The following is a 16,388-nucleotide window of genomic DNA, read 5'->3' on the forward strand; positions in this document are numbered from 1 at the left end:
CCGGTCAGCGCGGTGCGGCGGCCTCGGTGAGCAGGCCCAGACGGTGGGCCAGGGCGGCGGCCTCCACCCGGTTCGTCACGCCCAGCTTCGCGATGATCCGGGAGACGTGCACGCTCGCCGTCTTCGGCGAGATGAACAACCGCTCGGCGATCCGGCTGTTGCTGTGCCCCTCGGCGACCAACCGCAGCACCTCCCGCTCCCGGGCGGTCAGCAGGTCCGCGCCGGCCCCGCCCCCGGCCGCACCGCGCAGGCCGACCCGCCGCGCCAGGGTGGTTGCCGCCTCGACCAGCGGCGCCGCGCCCAACCGCCGGCCGATCTCGGTGGCCTCGGTGACCGCCGCCGCCGTCTCGTCGCGTTCCCCGGCGGCGGCGGTCACCTCGGCCAGCGCCAGCAGTGCCCGGCCCAGCGGGTACGGCTGCCCGTCGGCCCGCCACGCGTCGACCGCCACACGCCAGGCCGGCAGCGCCTGGTCGCCGACCGCGAGCAGCGCGCTGACCTGGGCGGCGTGCGCCCGGGCCGCCGGGTGCCGCGCCGGCAGGTCGGCGGCGAGCGTGGCCACGGCGGCGGCCAGCTCCCGGTCACCCACCCGGGCCGCGGTACGCGCGGCGGCGCTGAGCACCGGCCAACCCTCGCGGGGCAGTTGCGGCAGGCTGTCGTCGGCCACCGCGACGCGGGCCGCCCGTACCGCCTCGACCTTGTCGTCAGCGGCCAGCGCCGCCTCGATCGCCAGCTCGTGCAGGGGCAGCCGGTGGTTCGGCCACAGGTACGGCCGGTTGAGGAAGGTGAGCGCCCGGTCGACCAGCTCGTCGGCGCCCGGATGGGCGCGGGCCAGCCGTAGCCCGGCGCCCAGCTGGAGCCAGTGCAGCCCGGTGACACCCGACAGGTCGATCCGGGCGGCCTCCGCGCAGACCGCCTCGGCCTCGTCCCACCGACCCAGCGCGATGAGCGCCTCGGCCCGGTTGGAGAGCAGGTACGCCCCGGTGGAGCGGCTGATCCCCACCCGACGCGCCTCGGCCACCCCGGTCTCGGCGGCCTGCGCGGACTCGGCGTAGCGGCCCAACTCGCAGAGCATGTCCGACTCGAAGACCATGGCGAGCACCAGGGCGGGCGCGTCTCCGGCCGCACGGGCCGCGGCCGCCGCCTGGCCCAGCTCGGCCAGCCCTCCGGTGAGGTCCCGCTCGCCGTGGCAGAGCAGCGCGATCCGCGTCGACAGCAGGGCCACCTGCTCTCCGAGCGCCTCGGCGTCGGTGGCGGCCTCGGCGCCCACCCGGGCCGCCTTCTTCGGGTCGATCTTCACCAGGTGGGTGGCGATGTCGGCGAGCAGCCGGACCCGTTCCACGCCGGGCGGGCCACCGGCCGCCAGCCGGTACGCCTCGTCCAGCTCCCGGCTGCCGTCGCTCTTGCCGAGCAGGGCCATCAGTCGACCGCGCTGGTCCAGCAGGCGGGCGGCACGCAGCGGCGCGGCGTCGGCGTCCACCTCGGCCAGTCCCGCCCGGGTCAGGGTGATGGCCCGACTGAAGTCGCCGGCGGTGACCGCCGCGTCCAGGGTCTGTTCCAGCAGCGCCAGGTGGTCCATGCCGAGCAGGTCGGCGGCGTCCGGCACCAGCTCCCACAACTCCAGCGCCCGCTCCAGCAGTCGGCGCTGCTCGGCGTACGCGTACCGGTCGGCGGCGGCGCACGCGGCGGCTCGGGCGGCGGCGAGGGCACGCGGGTGGTCGTGCGCGGCGTACCAGTGGTGGGCGATCTCGGCCGGGGCCCGGCCGGCGGCGACCAGGTGCGGTTGGGCCTCGATGGCGGCGGCGAAGCGGGCGTGCAGCCGGGCGTGCTCACCGGGCAGCAGCTCGTCGTGCACGGCCTCGCGGACCAGCGCGTGTCGGAACTCGTAGTCACCGTCCGGGTTGGCCACCACCAGTTGGGCGGCGACGGCGGCGCGCAGCGCGTCCTCCAACTCGGCCTCGGGCAGGCCGGCGACCTCGGCGAGCAGGTCGTGGGCGAACCGGGTCCCGCCGGCTGCGGCGATCCGCAACACCCGCTGGGCCGGCTCGGGAAGCCGGTCCACCCGGGCCAGCAGCAGGTCACGCAGCGTCTCGGGGAGCGCCGCGCAGCCGATCGGGTCACCGGCGACGGCCAGCTCCTCGATGAAGAAGGGGTTGCCCTGGGTGCGGTCGTGGACGTCGTCGACGGCACGGGCCAGCGGTTCGGCGCCGAGCAGGTCGGCGAGGATCGCGGCGGTGCCGTCGCGGTCCAGGCGGCCCAGCTCGACCCGCTCCACACCCCGGGCCCGGTCCAGCTCGGCGAGGAACGGCCGCAGCGGGTGCCCGCGCTGCAACTCGTCGGTGCGGTAGGTGCAGACCAGCAACAGCCGGCCCGGCCTCGCCGCCCGGACGAGGAAGCCGATGAGGTCGCGGGTGGAGCGGTCGGCCCAGTGCAGGTCCTCGATGATCAGGACCAGCGGGCGAGCGTCGGCCAGCCGCTGGAACAACTCGGCGACCAGGTCGAACAGGTAGCCGCGCGGGGCGTCGCTGAGTGCGGCGGCACGCGGTGCGGCCAGCGCCACCGAGGTGCGGCCCAGCTCCGGCAGGAGCGGGGCGAACTCCGCCTCGTAGCCGGCGAAGACCTCAGGGCCGTCGGCGCGCAGCACCGCGCGCAACGCGGCGGCGAACGGGGCGAACGGCAGACCCGCCTCGCCCAGCTCCAGGCACTGGCCGACGAGCACCCGGGCAGCGCCGTCGGTGGCCCAGCCGGCGAACTCCTCCAGCAGCCGGGTCTTGCCCACGCCGGCCTCGCCGCCGACCAGCACGGTGGTCGGCTCCCCGGCCCGCGCCCGGCCCAGCGCGTGGCGCAGGGCCGTGGTCTCGCGGTGACGCCCGACGAGGACGGAACTGGCGGCGCGCACTGTCACGTGTTCGAGCATGCCATGGCGGCCGGCCGCGCCGACCCCGCCGATCGGCCGGTGGCCGGGCGGCGGGGTCGGATCGGGTCGAGCGGGCACCCCGGCGGGTGCCGTGAACGTGGCTGCCGCGGTGGAGGTGGCCGCCGCGCTGGGCGCGGTCACCGGCGGGCGTCGTCGGTGCGACCGGCCTGCCTGCGCCGGCCCAGCCACCCGCGGCTGACCGGACGCGACAGCGACCGGGCGAGCCGGTCCGCGGCCGCGTCGGCGCGCAGCTCGGCGGCGTGGGTACGGTGCAGGGTGAGCAGGAAATCGCTGTCGTTGCCGAACATGTCGGGCTCCTTCGGGGTGTCGTCGTCTGCTGCTGACGACTCTCCGCGCGAAGGCCCCACCCGGGCATGGGCACGGCGCCTCATCTTCCCCGCCCACAGCCTCCTTACCCGGGCCGTCCGGGCGCGTACGGCGACGTAAGGTACTCAGCTGCCCGGGCACCCGGACGCGGATCAACCGGGCCGGCGGCGACCACTAGACTCTGCGACATGGCAAAGCCCCAGGAGAAGGTCTCGTTCGGCCAGCGGCTGAAGCAGATCGGGATGGTGTTCCAGTTCACCGCCAAGCAGGACCGGTGGTTCGCGCCGTTGGTCGCCGCGGCGGTGCTGATCCCGCTCGCGCTCACCGTGGTCGCGGTCATCCTCTGGGGCTGGATCTGGCTGCCGCTGGGCATCCTGTTCATCCTGCTCGCGGTGCTGATCGTGCTCAACCTGCGGTCCAACAAGGCGATGATGAACGCCGCCGAGGGGCAACCCGGCGCGGCGGCGCAGATCATGGAGAACATGCGCGGCGACTGGCGGGTGACCCCGGCGGTCAGCTCGACCACCCAGATGGACATGGTCCACCTGGTGATCGGCCGTCCGGGCGTGATCCTGCTGGCCGAGGGCAACCCGCAGCGGGTGCGCGGTCTGCTCGGCCAGGAGAAGCGGCGGCTGTCCAAGGTGATCGGCTCCGCTCCCCTGCACGACTACGTGATCGGGCAGGACGAGGGCGAGCTGCCGATCCGCAAACTGCGGACGACGCTGCTGCGCCTGCCCCGCGCCCTCTCCGGCAAGGACGTCAACTCGCTGGACAAGCGGCTCAAGGCGCTCACCGCCCGGCCGCAGATGCCCAAGGGCGCGATCCCGAAGAACATGCGGCCACCAGGCGCCTTCCGCCAGTCGCGGGGCCGCTGACCCTGAGGCGTACGCGAAGAGCCGGACCCGTACGGGTCCGGCTCTTCCGCGTCGTGGCGCCCTGCGCGCCTTGCGTCCCCGTGCCCCGTGCCCCGTGCCCCGTGCCCCGTGCCAAGATCCGCGCCAAGATCCGCGCAACTACAGGGATACTGCTGCCTCAAACACGCGGGAGGCAGCAACATCCCTGAAACTGCGCGGATCTTGAGAGCGGCGACAGCGGGTCAGGCGCGGGGGGCGTCGACGATGACCGAGTCGGCGAGTTTGTCGTGCAGGCCGCGACGGTGCTCGTCCATGATCAGCGCGGGGACGACCAGGGCCAGCAGCAGGCCCCGGATCAGCCCCCGGAGCACGCCGATCCGGCCGCCGTCATGCCAGTTCACGCAGCGGATCCTGGTGATGTACATGCCGGGCGTCTGGGCGAACAGGCCGAGGAAGATGCCGTACACCAGGACCAGTACCAGCACCGGGGCCCAGCCGTCGCGTACCGGGTCGGCGAAGAGGTTGGACGCCAGCAGGCAGAGCACCCAGTCGATGATCAGCGCCCCGAACCGCCGGCCGAGGCTCGGCGCGGTGAAGGTGGGGTCGGTGGCCGGCGCTGCCGGGAGGTGCGGATTGGTCACAGCGCTCAAGGGTATCCGCGCGGGTATGAGGGTCTGCCGGGTGCCGCCGCCACCGTGTGCCGATTCAGGCCAAAGGCATCAGATGTCACTACACTGGCACAGTCGGTACGGCGTTCCTGGCGGGCCGCAGGCGTGGACGGGGACGTCGCTGACCCTCCGCGAGGGACGTAACACGGCAGAAACAACGGAGACACGGCCGGGCAACCCCCCGGCCCTAGCGTCGCCAGAAGCCTAGCCACCCCGTGGACGTGCCAGGAGGATGTGTGTTCGCCAATCCCGAGGAACTGCTGCGATACCTCAAGAACGAGGACGTGAAGTTCGTCGACGTTCGTTTCTGTGACCTGCCCGGCGTGATGCAGCACTTCAACCTGCCGGTCGAGTCCGTCAACGACGATCTCTTCACCGACGGCCTCGCGTTCGACGGTTCGTCGATCCGCGGTTTCCAGGCGATCCACGAGTCGGACATGCTCCTGCTCCCGGATGTCGCCACCGCGTTCATCGACCCTTTCCGCGCGCAGAAGACGCTCGCGCTCAACTTCTTCATTCACGACCCGTTCACCCGCGAGGCCTACAGCCGCGACCCGCGCAACGTCGCGAAGAAGGCCGAGGCGTACCTGGCGGCGAGCGGCATCGCCGACACCGCCTACTTCGGCGCGGAGGCGGAGTTCTACATCTTCGACTCGATCCGCCACGAGACCTCGGCGCACCAGTCGTTCTACTACATCGACTCGGTCGAGGGCGCGTGGAACACCGGCCGCGAGGAGCCGGGCGGCAACCGCGGCTACAAGACCGCGTACAAGGGCGGCTACTTCCCGGTGCCGCCGGTCGACCACTACGCCGACCTGCGGGACTCGATCGTGCGTCGGCTGGTCGACACCGGTTTCACTGTGGAGCGTTCGCACCACGAGGTGGGCACCGCCGGCCAGTCCGAGATCAACTACAGGTTCTCGACGCTGCTGCACGCCGCCGACCAGCTCCAGCTCTTCAAGTACATCGTGAAGAACGAGGCGTGGGCCAACGGCAAGACCGCGACGTTCATGCCCAAGCCGCTCTTCGGTGACAACGGCTCCGGCATGCACACCCACCAGAGCCTCTGGCTCAACGGTGAGCCGCTGTTCTACGACGAGACCGGCTACGCGGGTCTGTCCGACACCGCCCGCTGGTACATCGGCGGTCTGCTGCACCACGCGCCGTCGCTGCTGGCCTTCACCAACCCGACGGTCAACTCGTACCGTCGCCTGGTGCCGGGCTTCGAGGCGCCGGTCAACCTGGTCTACTCGCAGCGCAACCGGTCCGCCTGCACCCGCATCCCGGTGACCGGCAGCAACCCGAAGGCCAAGCGCGTCGAGTTCCGCGTTCCGGACCCGTCGGCCAACGTCTACCTGGCCTTCTCGGCCATGATGATGGCCGGCCTCGACGGCATCAAGAGCAAGATCGAGCCGCCGACGCCGATCGACAAGGACCTCTACGACCTGCCGCCGGAGGAGTGGGGCGACGTCAAGCAGGTGCCGGGCTCGCTGCCGGCCGTGCTCGACTCGCTGGAGGCCGACCACGACTACCTGCTCGACGGTGGCGTCTTCACCCCCGACCTGATCTCCACCTGGGTCGACTGGAAGCGCGCCAACGAGGTCGACCCGGTGCGCCTGCGCCCGACCCCGCACGAGTTCGCCATGTACTACGACTGCTGAGCAGTCACCTCACCACCGGCTGGGCCGGCTCCGCGTCAGCGGGGCCGGCCCAGCCCGTTCCACTCCCCGCTATACCTTCGTGTCCGGTATATTGCGGCGGTGGACACACCGCTACGCGAACCCACCTTCCTGATCCTCACCGCACTCGCCGCCGAGCCGATGCACGGCTACGGGCTGACCCGCGAGGTCGCCGCCCTTTCCGACAACCGCGTGTCGCTCCGCCCCGGGACGCTCTACGGGGCACTCGACCGGCTCGTCGACGCCGGCCTCGTCGAGGTCGACCGGGAGGAGGTGGTGGACGGTCGGCTGCGTCGCTACTACCGCCTCTCCCCCGGCGGCGAGACCACGTTGAGCGCCGAGACCGAGCGGCTGCGCCGCAACGTCGAAGCCGCAACCACCCAACTCTCCAAGCGGCGTCGCGCCGCCCGCCCCGTCACCCCGCGTACGGTCGGAGGGCTGGCATGAACGACCTGGAACGGCGTTACCTCCGGCTGCTGCGCGCGTACCCCGCCGAGTACCGGCGCGCCCGCGGCGCCGAAATCGTCGGCACCTACCTCGACCTGGCCGCCAGTGACCAACGCTGGCCGACACCGCCGGACGCCGCGGACCTGGTGCGCGGCGGCCTCCGCCAGCGGCTGCGGGCCGCGGGCGTCACCGGTCTGGTTCCGGGGGTACGCCTCGCGGCGCTGCTGGCCCTCGTCACCGCGAGCGCTCTCGCCGGCCTCTGGGGTACGGCAGAACTCCATCCGCCGCCCGCGGAGTGGGGTGTCCCTCACGTCGGCCCCTTCGTCTCGCTCGGTGTCGTCGCGTGGGCGGCATGGCTGCTGGTGGCGGTGATGATCGCCGTCGCGCCGAGCCGGGTCGCCCGGTGGGCCATCACCCTCGCGCTCTTGCTGACGATTGCGCTGCCCCCGGTGGCCGCGGCGCTCGACGCACCCCGACCGCCGCTGATGGTGCTGCTGCCGCAGGTGGTCCTGGGCCTGCTGGGGCTCGCCCTGCCCGACCAATCCTCCCGGGCGATCCGTCTCGCGCCGGTGCTGTCCGCACTGTCGGCGGTGGTGGCGACGGAATTCCTGGTGGGCTTGGACGCGGTCGGCACCTACTACGGCGCCACCCTGGAGATCTTCCTGCCCACCGTCGGCGGACTGTTGCTGGTCGTCGGGGCTCTGCTGGCCATGGGTCTGGCACTGGGCGGGGACACCCGCGGCGGCTGGGCGCTCGTCACACTGCTCACCCCCGCCGGCTTCCTGGCGGTGCCCGGCCTGGCCGACAGCTTCGGCCCGGCGTACGGCGCCGTCACCTTCACCGAACTGGCCGTGACCGCTGTCGCTGTCGCGCTCGCCGGCCCCGCCATTCTGTTCCTGACCGTCGTGTTCCGCTCCCGCCGAACCCCCACCCCGAACCCCTCAGGCCACCCCTGCCCCACCTGCGGCGCGCGAGCCTGACGACGACGATCATGAGGTTGGCGAGGCGTTCGGTCCGGACAACCCTCGTCAACCTCATGATCAACGCCGCTGGCGGCGAGCGGCGCGTAGCAGGACGGTCAGGAGCAGGGCGGTCATCGCCACCGCGCCGGGAGCCTTGGTGAACCGGGCCAGATTGGTGCCGTCGGGCAGGGTGAGGAAGGCCGCCGCCGAGGCCGGCAGCACGAACCATGTGGTCCGCCCGGCGGTGAGTGCGAGCAGCGCGAGGGGCCAGGTCGCATACCAGGGGTGGAAGACCGGGGACAGCACAACGGTGGCGACCAGCGCCAGTGCCGCACCGCGCAACACCGCCCGGGAACGCGCCACCTCAACCCGCACCGGCGCGACCAGAGCCCGGCCACTGATCGCAACCGGGTCGGCGTCCAGCCGGCGCAGTGTCCGCCAGGCCCGCCACCACAGCACTACCAACATCCCGGCGAGCAGCAGCAGGGCGACAGCGCGGAGCACCGGCACCGCCTGCGGGTCCCGGCCGACCAGCGCGCCGGCGTAGTCCACCACGAACCCGACGGCGGTGGGTGGTGACGTCCACTGCTCGGAGTCGCCGCTGTGCGTCAGCCCGCCCACCCAGCCGAACCCGAGACCGGACGCCGCCGAGGTGACCAGCAGCGCACCGAGCAGCCCGGCGGCCAGCCAGCCACCGTCGCGCCACAGCGCCCGCACTGTGTACGGGTGCCGCACCCCGGCCAGCACGGCGAACGGCACCACCACCACGGCAGTGGCCTTCACCGTGACCGCCAGGCCGAGCAGCGCCCCGGCCAGCAGCAGCGCGGCCGGCCGACCCGGTCGCCGGATCGCCACCAGCAGCCCGCCAAGCAGCAGACCCAGCATCACGGCGTCGTTGTGCGCCCCGGCCACCAGGTGCACCCCGACCAGCGGGGCTGCCAACGCCAGCCACGCGGCCCTCCGGGCCGGTAGACCGACTGCCCGTGCCAGGCCGGGCAGGCAGTACGCGGCCAGCAACAGCCCGGCCACGGCGATCACGCGCAGCGCCACGATCGTGCCGGTGAGCCCGCCACCGAGGCCGACCGCCAACGCCGCGAGCAGGACGAAGACCGGCCCGTACGGTGCCGCGGTGTCCCGCCAGATCGGGGCGACCGTGTCCACCCAGGGGCAGCCGGCCGCCGCCACCCCCACCGCGTACGGGTCGACGCCGTGCGCGTACGTCCAGCCCTGGCAGGCGTACGAGTAGACGTCCCGGCTGCCCAGCGGTGGCGCGACGACCAGCGGCAGCGCCCACAGCCCGGCCGTGACGTACGCCCACCGGGTCGACGGGGCACCGTCGCGCAGCGACCACCACGCGCCGACCAGCAGCACGGTGCCGACCAGCCAGCAGGTCAGCGCGGCGGGGCCGTCCGTGGCTCGCCAGATCGACGCGGGCGTGACGCCCAGCGGGGCGTCGGGCAGCGCCCCGCCGAGGTATCCGGCCGCGGCGAGCAGGACCGACCCGACCAGGCCTACGTACCGGGCCGAACGCGCGGCCCGGCCGACGGGCCGCGCGCCCGACGGAACAGTCAGCCGTGACCCGGACGGCGGCGGGACCGGCGCACCGGGAGCGGTCACCGGCGCACCTTCCCTCAGTCGACGGCGACCGGCTGACGGGCCGCCCGAGCCGACCGTACCAACCGGACGACCACCACGATCACCAACAGCGTCATCAGCGGCGCCCCGACCGTCTTGGTGTACCGGGGCAGCCCGGTGCCGTCCGGCAGGATCAGGAACGAGGCGACCAGAGCGACCAAGACGAACCATCCGGTCCGCCGGGCGGTGGCGGCCAGCACGAACAACGGCCACGTCCAGTACCAGGGGTGCACCACCGGCGAGAGCGCGACCGTCACGGCGAGCGCGAGGCCGGCGTAGAACAGCGGGTCCCGGGTGCGGGAACGCCACCAGAGCCAGACGAGCAGGACGGCCAGCACCACCACGGCGATCGCGCGGGTCGCCGGCAGTGCGTCGACGTGACCGCCGAACGGCGCCGCGAGATAGCCGATGGTCTGCCCGATGGCGGTCGGTGGGGAGGTCCAGGCGATGGCGGCGCCGCCCTGGGAGAGTCCGCCGACCCAGCCGAAGTCCAGCCCACCGGCGACTGTCACGCCGACCACCGTGGCGACCGCCCCGCCGACCACCCAACCGCCGTCGCGGATCAGCGTCCGGATCCGGTACGGCCCGGCGGTGGCGGCCAGCGCGGCGAACGGCACCACCACCACGGCGGTGACCTTGATCGCCACGGCGACACCGAGGAGCAACCCACCGACCAGCAGCAGCCCGCGTCGGCCCGGGTGGGAGGCCACCACGGCCAGCCCACCGACCAGCGCGGCGAGCATCAGCACGTCGTTGTGGGGGCCACCGATCAGGTGTGTCGCGACCAGCGGGCAGCCCAGCGCCAACCACACCGCCCGGCCGGCCGGAACCCCGGCCCGGCGGGCCAGCACCGGCAGCGCCCACGCGGTCAGCGCCACGCCAACCAGCGACAGGGCCCGGAACAGCACGATGCTGGCGGTCAGCGAACCGGTGACCTCGACCACCGCGCCCGCGATGAGCACGAACAGCGGCCCGTACGGCGCCGGAGTGTCCCGCCAGATGACCGAAACCGTGTCCAGCCAGGGACAGGGCAGCGCGGAGACACCCTGCTCGTACGGGCTGATACCGGCGGCGAAGCTGGCGCCCTGACAGGCGTACGCGTAGACGTCCCGACTGCCGAAGGGGGGCGCGACGAGCAGCGGCAGCAGCCACAGCCCCACGGTGACCAGCGCCCAACGGGTCGACGGCACGCCGTCACGCAGCGCCCACCAGGCGTACGCCAGCAGGCCGGTGCCGACCGCCCAGGCGACGAGAATCAGCGGGCCGTTGGGACCCTGCCAGATGCTGACCGGGGTGCTGCGCAGCGGGCCGCTGGGGAACGCTCCCCCGAGGAACGCGGACAGCGCGATCAGCGTCGAGCCGGCCAGGCCGGTCCAGCGCGCGAGGTGGGAAGGCACGCCCGACATGCTGCCAGCACTCCGGTCGGGCAGCGACGGCAGGCACCGTCAGCAGGCACCGTCAGCAGTGCCGGGCCGGGGCCAGGCTGCTGGAGATCGTGTAGTCGCCGGCCGAGCGGACCCGCACCTCGGTGAACCCGTCCGCGCCCTGTCGCACGCAGCCGTCCGGGCCGTCCAGCGACAGCCAGCGTGACCAGCGCACCCGCACCGGCACGTCGCCGGGCGCGGCGGTCAGCCGCACCGAGCCCCGGTCGGCGGCGACGAGTTGGCCGGGTGCGCCGACCAGCGGCGTCGGGTCGGCGACCGCGTACAGCCGCCAGGTCGTATCACGCCAGACCTCGCGCAGGTACGGCAGGCCGGCGCGGATCAACGCGGCCTCGTCCCGCCCCCACCGGTCGGCCGGCGCGTCCGGTGCGATCGCCACGTACGTCACCGCCTCGTCGTGGAGCCACCGCTGGTAGGTCTGCGCGTTCAGGGTGCCGTCGTAGAACAGCGCGTTGCGGTCACTGTCGACCTGGCGTTCCCAGCCCCGGGCCAGCGGCGCTGTCGGTGGCAGGTACGCGGACTCCCAGTGGTCGCGCAGCGGCACCACCTCGACCCGTCCGACGGGCTGAAGGCGTTGCAGTTGCTCGACGAGCGGACGGTGGAACGCCGGGGCGCTCTCCGGGGCACCGGCCCGGGTGACGTCGCTCGTCATCACCGGTGACTGCCACCACACCGTCGCGGCGAGCAGCCCGGCCAGCCACGCCTTCGGCAGCGGCGCGTACCCGGCCAGCACGGGCAGCGCGAACAGCATCGGCAGCCGCAGCGCGTTGGAACCGATCGGGCTGGGCACGTAGTACGCCCCGACCAGGAGCAGCACGGTGAGCACCGCGCCGATGCGCAGCACCCGGCGACGGCGCGGCAGCAGGACCGCCACCAGCACGGCGAGCGCGACGTTGATCCGCATCGACTCGGCCGAGTACGGCTGGGTGCCGCCGTTGCCGAACAGGACCGCGATCGGCGCCACGGTGACGATCGGCGCCAGGGCCAGGACGAAACCCTCGGCCAGTGGAGCCTCGGCCCGCCATCCACCCGCCAGCGCCCGCCCCGGCCCGTCGCCGCGCCGCAGGGCTGCCAGCAGCAGCGCGGTGCCGGCCAGCCCCGTGAACAGGCCGGCGACCGGGCTGGCCGCCGTCGCCACTGCGGCGCAGGCGGCGGCGAGGGCCAACCGGACCGGACGCGGCGGGCGTTCGGTGCTGACCGCGCAGAGCGCCAGCAGGCCGAACGTCAGCCCGACGGCGAAGGTGATCCGCCCGCTCGCCAGGTTGCCGACCAGGACCACCGCACCGAGGACACCGGCCAACAGCGGGCGCCGGGCCCGGTTGCGGGCGAACAGCCAGGCCAGCGCGAACGCGCCGAGCACGGCGGCGACGGCCCCCAGTGGACGCACCCCGACCAACGCGCCCAGCCGGGCCGTGAACAGGCTGTAGCCGTACTGGTTGACGCCGCCGTACCAACCGAGGTCGAGCGGCGTCGCACCGTACCGGTCGGCGAAGTCGGCGCGGGCCACCTGCGCCGCGAGGTCGGTGCCCATCCGGGGCGCGAGCAGGAACGCGACGGCGAGCAGCACCGCCACCCCGGTTGCCGCCACCCAGCCGGTGCGCCGCCCGAGCGGGCGTGGCGACACCTCAGGCATCGAGGACCCGTTCGGCCGCGGCGCGGGAGCGGCGGCCGGTGCGCAGGTACTCGTCGAGGAACTCCCCCGGGTCGTCGCGGCCGAGCAGCCGGGCCACCCCGGCCAACTCCACCCCGTGCCGGGGCAGTTGGTCGCCGGCTCGGCCCCGGACCAGCATCAACGCGTTGCGGACCTGGGCGGCCAGGGACCAGCCGGCGGCCATCTCCGCGGCGTCCGCCGGGTCGATCAGGCCGGCCCGCTCGGCCGCCGCGAGGGCATCGAGGGTACGCGTACCGCGCAGCGCCGGGTTCGCGCCGGCGTGCCGGAGCTGGACGAGCTGCACCGCCCACTCCACGTCGGCGAGCCCACCGCGACCCAGCTTCGTGTGGGTGGCCGGGTCGGCCCCACGGGGCAGCCGTTCGGTCTCCACCCGGGCCTTGATCCGCCGGATCTCGACGACCTGCTCGCGGGTCAGCCCGTCGGCCGGGTACCGCACCGGGTCGATCATCGCCTCGAACTCGGCGCCCAGGCCCGCGTCGCCGCAGACGAACCGGGCGCGCAACAGCGCCTGCGCCTCCCACACCCGCGACCAGCGGGCGTAGTACTGCGCGTACGCGGCGAGGCTGCGGACCAGCGGACCCTGGCGGCCCTCCGGGCGCAGGTCGGCGTCGACCCCCAGCGGCGGGTCGGGGGCGGGCACGCCGAGCAGCCGACGAAGTTCCTCGGCGATCGCGTGCGCGGCGGCGCTGGCGGCGCTCTCGGCGACCCCGGCGGGCGGGTCGTAGACGAAGAGCACGTCGGCGTCGGAGAGGTAGTTCGACTCGTACCCGCCGAGCCGGCCCATGCCGATCACGGCGAACCGCAACCCTTCCGGCGCGGGTTGGCTGGCCCGGGCGGCCCGCAGCGCGGCGGCCAGGGTGGCGTCGGTGACGTCGGCGAGCGCCGTACCGACCTGGGTGATGTCGGACAGGCCGGGGGCCGGCCGGTTCGCACCGTCCGGCCGGGTGGGGCTGGGTGCGAGCGAACCCGCCCGGCAGAGCACGTCGGCGCAGGCCACCCGGACCAGTTCCCGGCGGCGCAGCGCGCGCACCGCGCTGGTCGCCTCGACCGGGTCGGCGTGCCGGGCCGCCGCCGCCAGGAACCCCTCCCGCAGCACCTCCGGCGGGCGTGGGGCCAGCTCGTTCTCCTCGGCCAGCAGCCGCAGCGCTTCCGGGTCGCGGGCGAGCAGGTCGGCCACGTACCGGGACAGGGCGAGGACCCGGGCCAGCCGGCGGGCGACCGGGCCGCCGTCGCGCAGCAGCCGCAGATACCAGGGGGTGCTGCCCAGCTTGTCGGAGACCTTGCGGTAGTTGAGCAGCCCCCGGTCCGGCTCCGGCGCGTCGGCGAACTCGCTGAGCAGCACCGGCAGCAACGTGCGCTGGATGGCTGCCGTGCGGCTCACCCCGCCGGTGAGCGCCTGGAGATGACGCAGCGCCCCGGCCGGGTCGGCGAAGCCGAGGATCTCCAGACGGTTCCGCGCCGCCTCCGGGGTGAGTCGCAACCCGTCGGCCGGCACCCGGGCCACCGACTCCAGCAGCGGCCGGTACAGCAGTTTGGCGTGCAGTCGGCGTACCTCGGTGGCGTGGGTGACCCACTCGGCCCGGAAGCTCTCCACCGCGCTGCGCCCCGGCGTGGCCGTGAAACCGAGCGCCGCGGCGAGCCAGCGCAACGCGCCCGGCTCGGCGGGCACGGTGTGCGTACGACGTAGCCCTTGCAGTTGCAGCCGGTGCTCGACGCTGCGCAGGAAACGGTAGCCGCGCAGCAGTGCCTCGCCGTCGGCCCGACCGACGTAGCCGCCGGCGACCAGGGCGCGCAACGCCGGGATGGTGCCCGGCTCCCGCAGCGTCTCGTCGCCGCGACCGTGCACGAGTTGCAGCAACTGGACGGCGAACTCGATGTCGCGCAGCCCGCCGGGACCGCGCTTGATCTCGCGTTCCAGCTCCTTCGGCGGGATGTGGTCGATGATCCGGCGGCGCATGGCGCGGACGTCCTCGACCGCCTCGGGTCGTTCGGCGGCCCGCCAGACCAGCGGCGCGAGCTGGTCGATCCACTCCTGGGCCAGCGGCAGGTCCCCGGCGGCCGGGCGGGCCTTCAGCAGCGCCTGGAACTCCCAGGTGCGCGCCCACCGCCGGTAGTAGGCCAGGTGGCTGGCGAGGGTGCGCACCAGCGGGCCCCGGCTGCCCTCGGGGCGCAGCGCGGCGTCGACCGGCCAGGCGACCAGCCCGCAGATGGAGATCAACCGGGTCGCCACCTGGGTCGCGGCGGACAGGTCGGCATCCTCGGCGGCCACGAAGATGACGTCCACGTCGGAGACGTAGTTCAGCTCACCACCGCCACACTTGCCCATCGCCACGACCGCCAGCCGGGGCCGGTCGGTGCCCTCCGCCAACTCGGCGACAGCGATCTCGTACGCCGCTGACAGCGTCGCGTCGGCCAGCGCGGAGAGCGCGGCCATCGTCTGCTCCAGGCCGCGACCGCCGGTCAGGTCGGCCGCCGCGATCCGCAACAACGCCAGGCGGTACGCGGTCCGCAACGCCGCCACCGGGTTGCCGCCGTCGGCCGGCTCCAGCCGCCCCTCGGCGATCGGGGCGAGCCCGTCCGGGGCGGTCCGCAGCGCCTGGTAGTGCTCGGGGTGGGCCACCAGGTGGTCGCCGAGCGCCGACGAGGCACCGAGCACCGCGACCAGCCGCCGCCGCAGCCCGGGGTCGTTGTGCAGGTCGGCGAGCAGCGACGATTCGACACTGCCATCGGTGGCGCGACTTCCGGCGGTGCCGTCGGCGCTGCGGCTCTCCGCTTCCACGATGCGGTGCAGCTGCCGCAGCGCCAGGTCCGGGTCGGCGGCCCGGGACAGCGCCGCGAGCAACTCCGCGGCGGCCTCGTCGACCGGCTCCTGCTCGGCCGGCTGCCACAGCCGCAGCCCCTCCGGGCCGAGCAGGTCCGCGGCGCGCGCGCCGCCGTCGCCTTCGGCGGTGCCGAAGCCGTACCGGGCGAGCCGGCCCGTTGCCCTGGTCGGCCGGCTCATCAGTGCCCGAGCAGCGGCAGGCCGCGCCGCGTCGTGCTGTCGTCCAACTCGCCGAGGGCCAGCGCGGCGAACCGGGCGGCGAACGGTTGCCAGACCTCCTCGATGTCGGCCAGCACCGAGGCGCAGGCCGCGACCACCAGCTCCGGGTCGTAGCCCAGCTCGGCGAGTTGGGTCGAGTCGGTGGCCCAGTCGGCGATCATCGCGGCGTCGCACTCGATGTGGAACTGCAACCCCCACGCCCGGTCACCGAGGCGGAACGCCTGATGCGGATAGCGGGTGGACGCGGCCAGCAGGGTCGCGCCGCGGGGCAGCTCGGTGATCTCGTCGGAGTGCCACTGGAGCACGTCCGGGATCAACGGCACGTACCGGAACAGCGGATCGTTCTCGGCGGCGTCGCGCCGGCCGACCACGCCGGGGCCGATCTCCGGCCCGGACGGGCTGCGCTCCACCAGGCCGGCGTGCGCGGTGGCGAGCAGCTGCGCGCCCAGGCAGACCGCCAGGGTCGGCACCCGGTGCCGGACCGCCTTGCGCAGCAGGCCCTCCACTGCCGGAAACCACTGCGCGCCGGGCGAGCCGTCCGGCAACGGGTACGCCTGCTGGTCGCCGCCCAGCACCACCAGCGCCGCGTACCCCTCCAGGTCGGCGGGGAGCTCGTCGCCGGCGTGCGGGCGCACCACCCACAGCTCCAGCCCAGCCTCGGTCAGCCACTCACCCAGCCGGCGCGCGTCGTCCGTCGGGTCGTTCTCGATCACCAGCGCGGTTGCCACCCGTCGAGGCTAGCGGGTAG

12 protein-coding genes are annotated in these 16,388 nt (G+C 74.1%); 4 read left to right on the forward strand and 8 right to left on the reverse strand.

The window, feature by feature from the left end; genetic code table 11:
* Positions 1 to 4: 4 nt before the first annotated feature.
* Together QSK15_RS18120 and QSK15_RS18125 are read right to left on the reverse strand one after the other, a co-directional pair.
* A complete protein-coding gene (locus tag QSK15_RS18120) occupies positions 5 to 3,055 on the reverse strand; it encodes a helix-turn-helix transcriptional regulator (protein WP_285795351.1) in 3,051 nt (1,016 codons plus the stop codon).
* Positions 3,052 to 3,222: a hypothetical protein gene (locus tag QSK15_RS18125; protein ID WP_167337283.1), complete on the reverse strand. Its 171-nt coding sequence runs from the start codon at positions 3,220 to 3,222 to the stop codon at positions 3,052 to 3,054. The genes QSK15_RS18120 and QSK15_RS18125 overlap by 4 nt, the downstream gene beginning before the upstream one ends.
* A 207-nt stretch (positions 3,223 to 3,429) precedes the next feature.
* Between QSK15_RS18125 and QSK15_RS18130 the strand changes: the two genes are divergently transcribed.
* The gene (locus QSK15_RS18130) at positions 3,430 to 4,116 is read left to right on the forward strand and encodes a DUF4191 domain-containing protein (protein WP_285795352.1); all 687 of its coding nucleotides are present in this window, start codon (positions 3,430 to 3,432) and stop codon (positions 4,114 to 4,116) included.
* A gap of 221 nt (positions 4,117 to 4,337) precedes the next feature.
* On the opposite strand, the gene QSK15_RS18135 is transcribed toward QSK15_RS18130, so the two are convergent.
* The gene (locus tag QSK15_RS18135) at positions 4,338 to 4,736 is read right to left on the reverse strand and encodes an RDD family protein (RefSeq protein WP_352232185.1); all 399 of its coding nucleotides are present in this window, start codon (positions 4,734 to 4,736) and stop codon (positions 4,338 to 4,340) included.
* Between the two features lie 263 nt (positions 4,737 to 4,999).
* Here QSK15_RS18135 and glnA point away from each other — a divergent pair, with 263 nt between their 5' ends.
* The 3 genes from glnA to QSK15_RS18150 all read left to right on the forward strand — a co-directional run bounded on the left by glnA (position 5,000) and on the right by QSK15_RS18150 (position 7,869).
* Positions 5,000 to 6,424: a type I glutamate--ammonia ligase gene (glnA, locus tag QSK15_RS18140; protein ID WP_285795353.1), complete on the forward strand. Its 1,425-nt coding sequence runs from the start codon at positions 5,000 to 5,002 to the stop codon at positions 6,422 to 6,424.
* A gap of 99 nt (positions 6,425 to 6,523) precedes the next feature.
* Positions 6,524 to 6,889 carry a PadR family transcriptional regulator gene (locus tag QSK15_RS18145; RefSeq protein ID WP_285795354.1) on the forward strand — a complete coding sequence of 122 codons (366 nt, stop codon included), beginning with the start codon at positions 6,524 to 6,526 and terminating at the stop codon, positions 6,887 to 6,889.
* Positions 6,886 to 7,869 (forward strand): hypothetical protein, encoded by a 984-nt coding sequence (locus QSK15_RS18150; RefSeq protein ID WP_285795355.1) that lies wholly within the window; start codon positions 6,886 to 6,888, stop codon positions 7,867 to 7,869. Before QSK15_RS18145 ends, QSK15_RS18150 begins: the two co-directional genes overlap by 4 nt.
* 60 nt (positions 7,870 to 7,929) lie before the next feature.
* On the opposite strand, the gene mptB (QSK15_RS18155) is transcribed toward QSK15_RS18150, so the two are convergent.
* The 5 genes from mptB (QSK15_RS18155) to QSK15_RS18175 all read right to left on the reverse strand — a co-directional run bounded on the left by mptB (QSK15_RS18155) (position 7,930) and on the right by QSK15_RS18175 (position 16,368).
* Positions 7,930 to 9,468, reverse strand: coding sequence for a polyprenol phosphomannose-dependent alpha 1,6 mannosyltransferase MptB (mptB, locus tag QSK15_RS18155; RefSeq protein ID WP_502889627.1), 1,539 nt, complete (start codon positions 9,466 to 9,468; stop codon positions 7,930 to 7,932).
* Positions 9,469 to 9,482: 14 nt separating this feature from the next.
* Positions 9,483 to 10,883 (reverse strand): polyprenol phosphomannose-dependent alpha 1,6 mannosyltransferase MptB, encoded by a 1,401-nt coding sequence (gene mptB, locus QSK15_RS18160; protein WP_285795356.1) that lies wholly within the window; start codon positions 10,881 to 10,883, stop codon positions 9,483 to 9,485.
* Positions 10,884 to 10,944: 61 nt separating this feature from the next.
* Complete coding sequence (locus QSK15_RS18165; protein ID WP_285795357.1) at positions 10,945 to 12,561, reverse strand: hypothetical protein; 1,617 nt, start codon at positions 12,559 to 12,561, stop codon at positions 10,945 to 10,947.
* Positions 12,554 to 15,601: a bifunctional [glutamine synthetase] adenylyltransferase/[glutamine synthetase]-adenylyl-L-tyrosine phosphorylase gene (locus QSK15_RS18170; protein ID WP_285795358.1), complete on the reverse strand. Its 3,048-nt coding sequence runs from the start codon at positions 15,599 to 15,601 to the stop codon at positions 12,554 to 12,556. Before QSK15_RS18170 ends, QSK15_RS18165 begins: the two co-directional genes overlap by 8 nt.
* Positions 15,601 to 16,368, reverse strand: a complete 768-nt coding sequence (locus QSK15_RS18175; protein ID WP_285795359.1) for a type 1 glutamine amidotransferase — start codon at positions 16,366 to 16,368, stop codon at positions 15,601 to 15,603. Before QSK15_RS18175 ends, QSK15_RS18170 begins: the two co-directional genes overlap by 1 nt.
* Positions 16,369 to 16,388: the final 20 nt, after the last annotated feature.

The sequence above is a fragment of the Micromonospora sp. NBRC 107095 genome, from assembly GCF_030269705.1.
Lineage (GTDB): Bacteria > Actinomycetota > Actinomycetes > Mycobacteriales > Micromonosporaceae > Micromonospora > Micromonospora parva.

What these genes read in the sequence shown, in the direction of transcription:
- QSK15_RS18125 (WP_167337283.1), bottom strand. Translation starts at nt 3,222, where the DNA reads ATGTTCGGCAACGACAGCGATTTCCTGCTCACCCTGCACCGTACCCAC.
- QSK15_RS18130 (WP_285795352.1), top strand. Translation starts at nt 3,430, where the DNA reads ATGGCAAAGCCCCAGGAGAAGGTCTCGTTCGGCCAGCGGCTGAAGCAG.
- QSK15_RS18150 (WP_285795355.1), top strand. Translation starts at nt 6,886, where the DNA reads ATGAACGACCTGGAACGGCGTTACCTCCGGCTGCTGCGCGCGTACCCC.
- QSK15_RS18165 (WP_285795357.1), bottom strand. Translation starts at nt 12,561, where the DNA reads ATGCCTGAGGTGTCGCCACGCCCGCTCGGGCGGCGCACCGGCTGGGTG.
- QSK15_RS18170 (WP_285795358.1), bottom strand. Translation starts at nt 15,601, where the DNA reads ATGAGCCGGCCGACCAGGGCAACGGGCCGGCTCGCCCGGTACGGCTTC.